At 68.4% G+C, this 12575-nt stretch carries 14 protein-coding genes; 11 read left to right on the top strand and 3 right to left on the bottom strand.

Translation table 11 applies throughout. The features are described from left to right. Nucleotides 1-15: 15 nt before the first annotated feature. Both E0H50_RS21005 and E0H50_RS21000 read right to left on the bottom strand, forming a co-directional pair. Nucleotides 16-873, bottom strand: a complete 858-nt coding sequence (locus E0H50_RS21005; protein ID WP_131291174.1) for an ABC transporter permease — start codon at nucleotides 871-873, stop codon at nucleotides 16-18. Continuing rightward, entirely contained in the window at nucleotides 866-1873 is a 1008-nt protein-coding gene (locus E0H50_RS21000) for an ABC transporter permease (RefSeq protein ID WP_131291172.1), read from the bottom strand. The genes E0H50_RS21005 and E0H50_RS21000 overlap by 8 nt, the downstream gene beginning before the upstream one ends. Nucleotides 1874-1971: 98 nt before the next feature. Here E0H50_RS21000 and E0H50_RS20995 point away from each other — a divergent pair, with 98 nt between their 5' ends. From E0H50_RS20995 to cobF, 11 genes are all read left to right on the top strand, one after another. Then, on the top strand, nucleotides 1972-2775 hold the full coding sequence (locus E0H50_RS20995; protein ID WP_202868254.1) for an IclR family transcriptional regulator: 804 nt from the start codon (nucleotides 1972-1974) through the stop codon (nucleotides 2773-2775). 18 nt (nucleotides 2776-2793) lie between these two features. Next, nucleotides 2794-3507 carry a dipeptidase PepE gene (gene pepE, locus E0H50_RS20990; protein ID WP_131291170.1) on the top strand — a complete coding sequence of 238 codons (714 nt, stop codon included), beginning with the start codon at nucleotides 2794-2796 and terminating at the stop codon, nucleotides 3505-3507. 62 nt (nucleotides 3508-3569) lie between these two features. Further along, complete coding sequence (locus E0H50_RS20985; RefSeq protein WP_131291168.1) at nucleotides 3570-3947, top strand: VOC family protein; 378 nt, start codon at nucleotides 3570-3572, stop codon at nucleotides 3945-3947. 80 nt (nucleotides 3948-4027) lie between these two features. After that, nucleotides 4028-5524, top strand: a complete 1497-nt coding sequence (gene zwf / locus E0H50_RS20980) for a glucose-6-phosphate dehydrogenase (RefSeq protein ID WP_131291165.1) — start codon at nucleotides 4028-4030, stop codon at nucleotides 5522-5524. Between the two features lie 84 nt (nucleotides 5525-5608). Then, nucleotides 5609-5842: a hypothetical protein gene (locus E0H50_RS20975; RefSeq protein WP_131291163.1), complete on the top strand. Its 234-nt coding sequence runs from the start codon at nucleotides 5609-5611 to the stop codon at nucleotides 5840-5842. Between the two features lie 2 nt (nucleotides 5843-5844). After that, nucleotides 5845-7587, top strand: coding sequence for a fumarate reductase (quinol) flavoprotein subunit (gene frdA / locus E0H50_RS20970; RefSeq protein ID WP_131291161.1), 1743 nt, complete (start codon nucleotides 5845-5847; stop codon nucleotides 7585-7587). A gap of 2 nt (nucleotides 7588-7589) precedes the next feature. Beyond that, nucleotides 7590-8351, top strand: a complete 762-nt coding sequence (locus tag E0H50_RS20965) for a succinate dehydrogenase/fumarate reductase iron-sulfur subunit (RefSeq protein WP_131291159.1) — start codon at nucleotides 7590-7592, stop codon at nucleotides 8349-8351. Then, nucleotides 8348-8728 carry a succinate dehydrogenase/fumarate reductase transmembrane subunit gene (locus E0H50_RS20960; protein ID WP_131291157.1) on the top strand — a complete coding sequence of 127 codons (381 nt, stop codon included), beginning with the start codon at nucleotides 8348-8350 and terminating at the stop codon, nucleotides 8726-8728. Before E0H50_RS20965 ends, E0H50_RS20960 begins: the two co-directional genes overlap by 4 nt. Beyond that, a complete protein-coding gene (gene frdD, locus E0H50_RS20955; RefSeq protein ID WP_131291154.1) occupies nucleotides 8725-9072 on the top strand; it encodes a fumarate reductase subunit FrdD in 348 nt (115 codons plus the stop codon). The genes E0H50_RS20960 and frdD overlap by 4 nt, the downstream gene beginning before the upstream one ends. Before the next feature lie 133 nt (nucleotides 9073-9205). After that, nucleotides 9206-10444, top strand: coding sequence for an HNH endonuclease signature motif containing protein (locus E0H50_RS20950; protein WP_165547231.1), 1239 nt, complete (start codon nucleotides 9206-9208; stop codon nucleotides 10442-10444). A gap of 233 nt (nucleotides 10445-10677) precedes the next feature. After that, complete coding sequence (gene cobF, locus E0H50_RS20945) at nucleotides 10678-11439, top strand: precorrin-6A synthase (deacetylating) (protein ID WP_131291150.1); 762 nt, start codon at nucleotides 10678-10680, stop codon at nucleotides 11437-11439. Here the strand turns inward: cobF and E0H50_RS20940 are convergent. Further along, nucleotides 11420-12541 (bottom strand): epoxide hydrolase family protein, encoded by a 1122-nt coding sequence (locus tag E0H50_RS20940; protein ID WP_131291148.1) that lies wholly within the window; start codon nucleotides 12539-12541, stop codon nucleotides 11420-11422. The two genes, cobF and E0H50_RS20940, sit on opposite strands and share 20 nt — an antisense overlap. Nucleotides 12542-12575 lie beyond the last annotated feature (34 nt).

Genomic DNA, 12575 nt, shown 5'->3' with positions numbered 1-12575 from the left:
TCGATTGCGGGTACGTCATTTGCTGGTCCGCAGGCGCGGGTCGAGGACGTCCCGGAGGCCGTCGCCGAGCAGGTTGAAGCCGAGGATCGAGGTCGCGATCGCCAGGCCGGGGAACGTGGTCATCCACCACTCGCCGCTGATGATGTAGCCGCGGCCGTCCGAGATCAGCACGCCCCACTCCGGGTCGGGCGGCTGGGCGCCGAGGCCGATGAAGCTCAGCGAGGCGGCGGTGAGAATGGCGTAGCCCATGCCGAGCGTGGCCCGGACCAGGATCGGCGCGAGCGCGTTCGGCACGATGTGCCGGATCAGGATGCTGCGCCCCGGCAGGCCGATCGCGTGCCCGGCCTCGACGAAGTCACGCTCGCGCAGCGACAGCACCTGACCGTGCACGATCCGGGCGAACTCCGGGATCCCGACGATGCCGACGGCAACCATCGCGCTGACCATGCCGGGACCGAGCGCGGCCGCGATCGCCATCGCGAGCACCAGCGACGGGAACGCGAGCAGCATGTCCATCAACCGCATCACCAGACCGCCGGCGCGACCCCGGACGAACCCCGCGAAGGCGCCCAGCGGTACGCCGATCAACAGCGAGATCGCGATCGCGATCAGACCGGTCCACAACGAGATGCGGCCACCGGCCAGCACCCGCGTGAGCAGGTCGCGACCGAAGTTGTCGGTACCGAACGGGTGCGCCCACGAGGGCCCCTGGAGCAGTGCGCCGGCGCCGGGTTGCGTGGCGCCGTACGGCGAGAGACCGGAGAGGAGGGCGCCGAGCGTCCACAGAGCGATGAAGACGAGGCCGACGACGGCCAGGCGGTTGCGCAGGAGCAGGCTGAGCGTGGTGGTCGGGCGGGACTTGAGATCAGGCATCGGCGATCCTCGGGTCCAGGCGGGCGTTGACGAGGTCGACGACGAGGTTCGCCGCCAGGTAGACGACCGCGGCGACCAGCGTGAAGGCCTGCACCGGCGCGTAGTCGGTGGCCAGGACGGACTGCACGACGTACGAGCCGATGCCGGGCCAGGTGAAGACGGTCTCGGTGATCACCGCACCGCCCATCAGCTGGCCGAACTGCAGACCGGAGATCGTGACGATCACCGGGGCCGCGTTCCGCAGCGCGTGTTTGAGGGTCACGACCGACGGCTTGAGGCCTTTGGAGACCGCCGTCCGGACGTAGTCCTGGCCGATCACCTCGAGCATCGCCGAGCGGGTCATCCGCGCGATGATCGCCGTACTGCCGGTCGCCAGGCACAGCGCCGGCCAGATGATGTGGGACAGCGCCGAGCGGAACGCCACGAAGTCACCGGTGAGCAGCGAGTCGACGAGGTAGAGGCCGGTGATGCCGGTCGGCGGGTTGATGCCCTCGGCCACCCGGCCGAGCGGCGCCGGTGCCCACCCGAGCTTGTTGTAGAAGACCACGATCACCATCAGCCCGAGCCAGAACAGCGGCATCGACGCACCGAGCAGCGAGAACACCCGGCCGGCGTGGTCGACCGGGCGGTCGCGGCGCGTCGCACTGATCACGCCGAGCGGGATGCCGGCCAGCAGCGCGATCAGGAGCGCCACCAGGGCGAGCTCCACGGTCGCGGGCAGCCGGGAGGCGAAGTCGGAAGCCACGCTGTGACCGGTGTGCCAGGCGAAACCGAGGTTGCCGTGCAGCAGGTCCGTGAAATACCGGACCAACTGGAGGTGCAGCGGCTGGTCGAGGCCCATATCGGTGCGGATCTTCGCCACCACGCTCGGGTCCGCCTGATCACCGGCCAGCGTCCGGGCCGGGTCGCCGGGCAGCACCCGGGTGAGCACGAAGATGCACACCACGACGCCGATCAGCGCGGGCACCATCGCGGCCACGCGGCGCAGGACGAGGTTCATGCCGACGAGAGTCGAGGAGAACGCGCGACATCTGCAACGACTTCCCGTTATATGAGAGACCAATTCGATAATCGGGTCGCTGCGCTACCGTTCTCAGCGTGGATTCACTGGATGACGCCGTCCGATCACCGCTGCAGACCGTCGACCGGGCGCTGCAGATCCTGATCTCGTTCTCCGAGCAGCGCCGGGACTGGGGCGTGATGGAGCTCGCCGACGAGCTCGGGATCGACAAGTCCTCTGCGCAGCGGCTGCTCGCGGCGCTCGCGTTCCGCGGCTTCCTCCGCCCGGACCCGATCACCCGCCGGTACAGCCTCGGCCCGACGATGTGGCGGATGGCCGCGCTGTGGGAGCGCACCGGTGGGCTGGCCGCGCTGGCGGACGGGGTGCTCGAGCGGCTGGCGCAGGACACCGAGCGGACGGCGACGTTCACGATCCCGGACGGCTTCCACGTGCGCTGCATCGCGGCGGTCGACGGCGGCGGCGGTCCGCTGCGCAGTCACCCGTTGGTCGGTGACCTGTACCCGGCACACGCCGGCGCGACGTCCCGCGCGTACTTCGCCTTCCTCGACCGCAACGAGCGCCGCGCACTGCTGTCCGGGCGGCCGTTCGCGCGATTCACCGACCTCACCGAGGTCGACGAGGCCGCACTGGAGCGAGTCTTCGAGGACACCGTGCAGACCGGCTGGGCGTTCTCGGACGGCGAGTACGACGCCGCGACCCGCGCGATCGCGGCACCCGTCCGGCTCGGCCGCCGCCCGATCGGCTCGCTGACCGTGGTCGAGGGCAAGTTCGAGGAGCTGCCCGGCGACATCCGGGACCACGTCCCACGGTTGCTGGAGGCAACCGAAGAACTGAGCAACCTGCTCGCGCACCGTACGCCCGCGGCCCGCACCCGCCGCTGACCAGAGACTGAGGATCCTGTGGAACTGCTGCTGCTCTCCAACTCTGCCACCCACGGCCGGCCGTTTCTCGAGCACGCCCTGGACGCTCTGCGCGACATCCTGCGCGACGTCCGCGAGGTGGTGTTCGTCCCGTACGCGCTCGCCGACCACGACGGCTACACCGCGATGATCCGGACCGCCCTGGAACCGCTCGGGGTGTCCGTTGTCGGCGCTCACACCGATGCCGCAGTACTCGAATCGGCGGCCGCGATCTTCGTCGGTGGCGGCAACACCTTCCGGCTGGTGAAGACGTTGCAGGTCAGCGGACAGCTCGACGTGATCCGCGATCGCGTCCGCAACGGGACGCCGTACCTCGGGTCGAGTGCCGGGACGAACCTGGCGGGGCCTTCGTTGCGGACCAGCAACGACATGCCGATCGTGCAGCCGCCGTCGTTCGAGACGCTCGGTCTGGTGCCGTTCCAGCTCAACCCGCACTACCTCGATCCGGACCCGGAGTCGACGCACCAGGGCGAGACGCGGGAGCTGCGGATCACCGAGTTCCTCGAGGAGAACGACGTACCCGTGCTCGGGCTCCGGGAGGGAACGTGGCTGCGGCGGCACGCGGACACACTCACCCTCGGCGGCATCCCGGCCGGCGCCCGGCTCTTCCGGCGCGGCGCCGACCCCGAGGAGATCGCGTCCGGCAGCGACCTGTCCGAACTGCTGAAGGTCACTGCGTCGTACGACGTCTAGTGCAAGCCCTGTACCGGGTCTAGCGTCGAACCGTAGCGGCATACCAACGGGAGGGGACTGCGATGACAGGGCGGATCGTGCACTTCGAGGTTCCGTACGACGACGGCGACCGGGCGCGGGCGTTCTACCGCGAGGCGTTCGGGTGGAACCTGACGGAGGTGCCCGGACTGGACTACACGATGGCGACGACCGGACCGGTGAACGAGCAGTCCGTGTCGACCGAGCCGGGCTTCATCAACGGCGGGATGTTCCGGCGCACCGACGAGCTCAAACAACCGGTGCTGACCGTCGACGTACCGGACATCGACGCGGCCTGGAAGACGATCGAGAGCCTCGGCGGCGAACGGGTCGGCGAGAAGTTGCCGGTCGGCGACATGGGTTTCGCGGCGTACTTCAAGGACCCGGAGGGCAACATTCTCGGTCTCTGGCAATCGGCCTGACCTCTGGGCGTCACCGGAGGCACTTAGACTTCCCAGAGATGGAGGGAGCTTGGCTCCGGTGGCGTCCTCGGGAGGACTGAATGCCTGACCGTACTCAGACCATTGCGTATCCGGCACCCGGGTCGCGACCGTCACGGCGGGACCCGGAGCCGCTGGCGCCGCATGTGATCGTGCTGTTCGGGGCGACCGGCGATCTCGCGAAGCGCAAGCTGCTGCCCGGCCTGGCGTACCTGCAGCAGTCCAAGTTCACCCCGGACGTGCGGGTGATCGGGACCGCGACCGAGGACCTGAGCTCCGACGAGTTCCGCGAGCGTGCGCGGAAGGCGGTCGAGACGTTCGGCACCCACAAGATGAGCGACCAGGAGTGGGCCCAGTTCGCGGACCGGCTTGAGTACGTGCCGGTGACCGCCGGGCCGGACGCGCTGGCGGTCGCCGTGAAGGCCGCCGAGGAACTGCTCGGCCCGGACACCCGCCGGCTGCACTACCTGTCGGTGCCCCCGAAGGCCGCGCAGGCGGTGATCGCGATGCTCCGCGACGCCGGCCTGGTCGAACGCGCCCGGGTGGTGATGGAGAAGCCGTTCGGCGACGACCTGGCGTCCGCGATCGACCTGAACGACTTCGTCCACGAGACCTTCGACGAGTCGCAGATCTTCCGGATCGACCACTTCCTCGGCAAGGAAGCGGCTTTGAACATCCTCGCGTTCCGGTTCGCGAACGGCCTGTTCGAGCCGATCTGGAACCGGAACTTCATCGACCACGTGCAGATCGACATCCCGGAGTCGCTCGGCCTGGACCAGCGCGCCACCTTCTACGAGCCGACCGGCGCGTTCAAGGACATGGTCGTCACGCACCTGATGCAGGTGATGTCGTTCGTCGCGATGGAGCCGCCGACCGCCCTGGAGCCGCGGGCGATCTCGGAGGAGAAGAACAAGGTCTTCCGGTCGATGCTGCCGATCAATCCGGGTGACGTGGTCCGCGGGCAGTACTCCGGGTACCGCGGCGAGGAGGGCGTCGCGCCGGACTCGGACACCGAGACGTTCATCGCGCTGAAGGTGGAGATCGACAACTGGCGCTGGGCCGGCGTGCCGTTCTACCTGCGTACCGGCAAGAAGATGGCCGAGGGCCAGCGGATCATCTCGATCGCCTTCAAGGAGGCGCCGAAGACGATGTTCCCGGCGGGCTCCGGCGTCGGCTCGGAGGGACCGGACCACCTGACCTTCGACCTGGCCGACTCGTCGCGGGTGTCGCTGTCGTTCTACGGCAAGCGGCCCGGGCCGGGGATGCGGCTGGAGAAGCTGTCGATGCAGTTCTCCACCCAGGAGACCGGCAGCGCGGGCGACGTACTGGAGGCGTACGAGCGGCTGATCCTGGACGCGATGCGCGGGGACCACACGCTGTTCACCACGGCCGAGGGCATCGAGTCGCTGTGGGACCGGTCCGCGCCGCTGCTCGACGACCCGCCGCCGGTCAAGCCGTACCAGCCCGGCACCTGGGGTCCGAACGCGATCCACCAACTGATCGCCCCGCGCGCCTGGCGACTCCCCTTCGAACGCGAGTGGCGGCAGGCCAAGCCATAACCCATTGCCGTCCTCGCCGGGCAGGCGCACTATCGAAGGTGTGATGTAAGTCACGAACACCTCGAGGGGCGAGGAGGTGGGCGAATGACGGGGACGAAGACGCATCTCACTGGGGAACGGGCGCCGTGTGGGCGGCTCGGAGATGCCGATCGGAGCCAGGAAGACGACTTCGAGGGCTTCCGGCTCGATGACGTGCTGTTCGCGTGCGGGTGCCGGCAGATGCGGCACGAGTTCCACGACGGCAGCGTCCGGATCCGGACTGTGCGGCACGACGGCAAAGTGCTGATGGACGAGCACAGCGGCGACCACGAAGCCTAGCCATGGCGAACTATCACGATGTGGTGGTGGTTGGAGGCGGCGGTGCCGGGTTGAGAGCTGCCATCGCGGTGGCCGAGACCAACCCGGCACTGCGCGTTGCGGTGATCTCGAAGGTCTACCCGATGCGCAGCCACACGGTGTCCGCCGAGGGCGGTGCCGCGGCGGTGGCCGGGGCTGACGACACGCGGGACGAGCACGCGTACGACACGGTGTCCGGCGGCGACTGGCTGTGTGACCAGGACGCCGTCGAGGCGTTCGTCGCCGAGGCCCCGCGGGAGCTGCTCCGGCTCGAACACTGGGGTTGCCCGTGGAGCCGGCAGCCGGACGGGAAGATCGCGGTCCGCGCGTTCGGCGGTATGAAGAAGAAGCGCACCTGGTTCGCTGCCGACCGCACCGGGTTCCACCTGCTGCACACACTGTTCCAGACCGCGCTCTCCTACTCCGACATTGTCCGGTACGACGAGTGGTACGTCACCAAGATCCTGGTCGACGACGGGCGCGCGTACGGCGTGGTCGCGATCGAACTGGCGACCGGGCGGATCGAGACCATCACGGCGAACGCGGTGATCCTCTGCACCGGCGGCTGCGGCCGGGTGTTCCCGTTCACGACGAACGCCAACATCAAGACCGGCGACGGGATGGCGCTGGCCTATCGTGCCGGGGCACCGCTCAAGGACATGGAGTTCGTCCAGTACCACCCGACCGGCCTGCCGTTCACCGGGATCCTGATCACCGAGGCGGCCAGGGCCGAAGGCGGGTGGCTGCTCAACAAGGACGGCTACCGCTACCTGCAGGACTACGACCTCGGTACGCCGACACCGGACCCCGTGCTGCGCAACATGGAACTCGGGCCACGCGACCGGCTGTCGCAGGCGTTCGTCCACGAAATGGAGAAGGGCCGCACGATCGATACGCCGTACGGACCGGTCGTGAACCTGGATCTGCGGCACCTCGGGGCGAAGCTGATCGACGCCAAGCTACCGTTCGTCCGGGAGCTGTGCTCGAAGTACCAGAACATCGATCCGGTGCGCGAACTCGTCCCGGTGCGCCCGGTCGTGCACTACATGATGGGCGGCGTCCACACGGATCTTCGCGGCGCCACCCCGCTCGACGGCCTGTACGCCGCCGGTGAGGTGGCCTGTGTCAGCATCAACGGTGCCAACCGGCTGGGGTCGAACTCGTTGCCGGAGTGTCTGGTGTTCGGCAACCGGGCCGGCCGCGCCGCCGCGGTCTTCGCGGGTCGCTACCACCGCGAAGTGCCGTCCTCGATTGTCGCGCAGGGCCGGGACGAGGAGCGCCGGCTGGCAGCGGACCTGGGCCGGCGCGTCGAGGGACACCAGCGGATCGCGGACATCCGGACCGAGATGCAGGCCACGATGGAGAACGGCGCCGGGATCTACCGCGACGGCGATTCACTGACCAAGGCCGCGCACGAACTGGCGGAGCTGCGGCTGCGCTTCCAGCACGCGGGGATCGACGACCACAGCACGAACTTCAACACCGAGCTGATCGCGTGGCTCGAACTCGGATTCATGCTGGATGTCGCCGAGTGCATCATCGACAGCGCGGCGCTCCGGGAGGAGTCGCGCGGCGCGCACCAGCGGACCGACTTCCCGGCCCGCGACGACGAACAGTTCCTGGCGCATTCACTGGTACGACGCCAACCGGACGGATCCAGCCGCGTCGGGTACCTGCCGGTGACACTCACGCGCTGGCCACCGGGCGAACGGGTCTACGGGAGGTAGTGATGGCCACCGAGACCACGCTGGAGATCACGCTGGAGGTCGCGCGCTACCGGCCCGGAGTCGACACCGAACCGACACTGCAGTCGTACCAGGTACCGCTGCGGGAGCACTGGGCGATCCTGGACGGCCTCACCTACGTGAAGGACCACCTGGACGGGACCCTGTCGTTCCGCTGGTCGTGCCGGATGGGGATCTGCGGCAGTTGCGGGATGACGGTGAACGGCGAACCCCAGTTGAGTTGCGCGACCTTCCTCACCGACTACGCCCCCGGCCCGATCCGGGTCGAGCCGCTGCGCAACTTCCCGGTCGTGCGCGACCTGGTGGTGGACATCGACGACTTCATGACCAAGCTGCCGAAGGTCACGCCGTGGTTGGTCCGCGAGGTGCAGAGTCCGGTCGAGGACGGCGAGTACCTGCAGACGCCGGAGGAGCTGGACGAGTACCAGCAGTACAGCATGTGCATCAACTGCATGCTCTGCTACTCGGCCTGCCCGGTCTACAGCCTCGAACCGGACTTCCTCGGCCCGGCCGCGATCGCGCTCGCGCAGCGGTACAACCTGGACTCGCGGGACGAGGGCGCCGACGAGCGTCGCGACGTACTGTCGTCGCCGGAAGGGATCTGGGCCTGCACGTTCGTGGGAGAATGCAGTGCCGTGTGTCCGAAGGGCGTGGATCCGGCCGGGGCGATCCAGCGCTACAAGCTGACGGCCGCGACGGAATCGATCAAAGAGCTGCTGATGCCTCGTTCCCGGAGCAGGCGGTGAGCGTCTACCAGCGGCCGATTCACCTGCTCTGGTGGCTCGAGCGCCGCGCGTACGTGCTCTTCGTACTGCGTGAGCTGAGCAGCGTGTTCGTCGCGTGGTTCGTCGTGTTCCTGCTGTTGCTGGTGAACGCGATCAGCGACGGCGCCGCGTCGTACCAGCGCTTCGTCGACTGGAGCGGCCAGTGGTGGGTGGTCGCGATCAACGTGATCGCGATGGTGTTCGTGCTGCTGCACGTGGTGACGTGGTTCGGCCTGGCGCCTCGGGCGATGGCGATCAAGGTCCGCGGCCGCCGGGTGCCGGCGCGGCAGGTCGTTGCCGCGCACTACCTGGCCTGGCTGGTGCTGTCAGCCGTCGTCGCGTGGCTGGTGTTGCGATGAACCGCCGCTCACCGGAACCGTTCCTGTGGATGCTGTTCAGCTCCGGTGGCATGGTGGCCGCGCTGATGGTGCCGATCCTGCTGTTCCTGTTCGGTATCGCGATCCCGCTCGACCTGTGGTCACCTTCACACGACCACCTGCTCGCCGTACTGCGGAATCCGCTCACCCGCCTGGTGCTGTTCGGCCTCTGCGCACTCGCACTGTTCCACTGGGCGCACCGCTTCCGCTACACCCTGTACGACGGCCTGCAGCTCAAGCGCTACGCCGTACCGATCGTGGTCCTGTGCTACGGCGGCGCCGTCGTGGGATCCGTCATCGCGGCCGGACTGCTGCTGACGGTCTGATCGTTTCGAGCGTCCGCCGGCAGCGGTGCGGATTTGTGGATAACTTGGCATGAACCTGCCAATCGATGGATCCCTTGCAGATAAGGGCTTTCTGGCTCGAAAACTGTCGGTGGGTGTGTCTAGGGTCTTGGGTATGGCGATCCTGGACGAGCGACCCGTGTGGTCGATGAGCAGCAGCGAGAAGCTGTCTGCCCTCGACGCGACACACGCCGAGATCGCCCGCCTCCAGATCCGCTGCCTGCACCTGACGGCTAGCCTCGACACCGACGGCTACGCCCAAGAACTCGGCGCCCGCGACACCGTGCAACTACTCTCGATCCGCTACCGGCTGGATCCCGACGACGTACGCCGAGACCTCCGCCTGGCGCGTGCCCTGCACAAATACCCAGCCGTCACCGCGGCCCTCGGCACCGGCCACCCAGCCAACCCAGCCGACGCGGCCCAGTTGAATGTGGGACAGGCAGGGGCGATCGTGTCCGCGCTCGAGAAGGTCCCGTCGTCTGCGGGAGCGTCTGTGGAGGACCTGCGCGTCGCCGAAGAATCCATGGTCCAGGCAGCCCACCTGCTCCCACCGGCCGACCTGCGCAAGCTCGGCAAGGAAATGCGCGAACGGCTCGACACCGACGGCCCCGAACCCCGCAACGAGGACGACACGTCGTCCCGCGAGGCACTGTGGATCAAGCCGGCCGATCGCGGCATCACCTTCGGCGGCTACCTCGCCGACGAGAACGCCGAACTCTTCCAGACCCTGATCTTCGCCGGCGCCAAACCCCACAAAACCCCCGACGGCGAGCGCGACCCGCGTCCGCGCAGCAAGCGACAGGCCGACGCCCTCACCGCGATCCTCACCACCGCCGCCGGCACCGGATCCGCCGTGCCCGGCCACGGCGAGATCAAGCCGCACATCACCGTCACCATCGACCTCCAAGACCTCAAAACCGCCACCAACACCCACGACGGCGGGCTGGGCCGGGGCGACCTGGTGCACGGCGACACACTCTCCGCGGCGGCCGTCCGACGACTCGCCTGCGACGCCGGCATCATCCCCCTGGTCCTCGGCTCCCACTCCGAACCCCTCGACGTCGGGGCCGAACACCGCTTCGTCACCCGCGCCATCCGCCAAGCCCTCAACACCCGCGACAAAGGCTGCATCGCCTGCGGCGCACCACCCGCCATGTCCGAGGCCCACCACATCACCCACTGGGCCGACGGCGGCCCCACCTCCCTCGACAACCTCGCCCTCCTCTGCAAACGCGACCACATCAACGTCCACCAAGGCCGACTCACCATCACCCTCACCAACGGCCACCCCACCGTGACCCGCCCCACCTGGTCCGACCCCGACCCACCACCCCTCCGCCAAACAGCCTGACCCGCGCACCCGAGGCTCCGGTCCAAGGCACACCCACACCCGACAGGCAACCACCCGTCGGCCGATACCCCACGCCCACACCCCCCTCGTCCCCTCGTCCCCCTCGTGACCGCCCTCGTGACCGCACCCCCTCACTCACCACCTCTCACTCACCATCCGTCGCGACCAGGCAGCTCCGTGGGCGTCGGTGGTCGGACTCCGGGTGCCGGGGAGGGGTGACATAGGCTGCGCGCATGCGGGAGATCATGGTGGTCGGGGTCGGCGCCGGTGATCCGGAGCAGGTGACGATGCAGGCCGTGTCGGCGCTGAACCGGGTCGACGTGTTCTTCGTACTGGACAAGGGCGAGGTCAAGCAGGAGCTGGTGGATCTGCGGTCGGAGATCCTGCGGCGGTACGCGACCTCGAAGGAGTACCGGGTCGTGGTCGGGCGGGACCCGGAGCGGGACCGTACGACGTCGGCGTACGTCGAGGCCGTTGACGACTGGCGGCGGCGCCGGGCCGATGTGTGCGCGGACCTGATCGCGGCCGAGCTGGGTGAGGATCAGGTAGGGGCCTTCCTGGTGTGGGGCGACCCGTCGCTGTACGACAGCACGCTGGCGATCCTGGACGACATCCTGGCGCGGGGTGAGCTCGCGTTCTCGGTCGAGGTGATTCCCGGGATCAGCAGCGTGTCGACGCTCGCCGCACGGCATCGCGTCGGACTGAACCAGGTCGGGCGCCCGATCCAGATCACCACCGGCCGCCGGCTCGCACGCGAATGGCCGGCGGGCGTGGACGATGTCGTGGTGATGCTCGACGCCCAGACCGCGTTCACGGAGCATCTCGACCAGGACGCCGACATCTACTGGGGCGCCTACCTCGGCACACCGGACGAGCTGCTGATCTCCGGCCCACTCCGAGAGGTCGCCCCCGAGATCGAGAAGGTCCGCGCCGAGGCCCGCGATCGCAAGGGCTGGATCATGGACACCTACTTGCTCAGACGACACGGCTCGTGAAGAACGTTTGGATGTCGGTGATCAGTAAGTCTGGTGACTGAGTCGCGGCGAAGTGGCCTGGCCGGTCGTAGACGTTCCAGGAGACCAGGTTCTGGTGGTCGCGGCGGACGAACCGGCGGACCGGCTTGGTGTCCTCGCTGAACTGCGCGAGCGCCAGCGGTACGGTCGTCGGCCCGGTGGGCGCGCCCTGCTGGGCGAATTCGTAGTAGATGCGCATCGCCGAGGCGACGGTTCCGGTGAGCCAGTGGATCATCACGTTGGTCAGGATGAAATCGGGGTCCAGACCGCCGCGGTAGATCAGGCAGTGCCACCCGAGGAGCCCGACCGGCGAGTCCGCCAGTGCATGCGCGAGCGATTGCGGCTGCTGGGCCTGGAGTGCGCCGTACGCACTCATGCTCTCCTCGAACTGCCGCTCGTTGGCCAGCGCGGCCTCTTCGTCCTCGGTGAGATCGTCCAGTTCACCTGGCTCGCCGGTGGGGCCGGTGAAGATCTGGGTCACGTGGATACCGACGACGCGCTCCGGGACGAGTCGGCCGAGCTCGAGGGAGACGAACGTTCCCCAGTCGTTGCCGGCGACGCAGAACCGGTCGTAGCCGAGCCGGGTCATCAACTCGGCCCAGGCGACGGCGATGCGGCGCGGCCCCCAGCCACGCTCCGTCGTCGGACCGGAGAAACCGAATCCCGGCAGAGAGGGGATGATCAGGTGAAACGCCGTCGCCGGGTCGGCGCCGTGCGCGCGGGGGTCTGTCAACGGGCCGATCACGTCGGCCCACTCCGCGATCGACCCAGGCCAGCCGTGCGTCAGGATCAGCGGCGCCGCGTCCGGCTCCGGTGAGCGCACGTGCAGGAAATGGATGCGCTGTCCGTCGATCTCGGTCGTGAACTGCGGATAGCGGTTGAGCTTTGCCTCCCAGGCGCGCCAGTCGTAGGCGGTCCGCCAATGGGCGACGAGGTCCCGGACATAGCCGACCGGTACGCCGTAGTCCCAGCCGGCATCCGGCAACTCCTCCGTGAACCGCGCCCGGTCCAGCCGATACCGAAGGTCGTCGAGCTCGTGCTGCGGAACGTCGATACGGAACGGAGTGATGGCTTGCGAGTTCATCGCCGGATCTCCTCGGTGTCGTGGTCGATTCACA

The sequence above is a fragment of the Kribbella sindirgiensis genome (assembly GCF_004331435.1).
Taxonomy (GTDB): Bacteria; Actinomycetota; Actinomycetes; order Propionibacteriales; family Kribbellaceae; genus Kribbella; species Kribbella sindirgiensis.
Note: the sequence above shows the minus strand (reverse complement) of the source record. Positions and strands in the feature narration are given on the sequence as shown.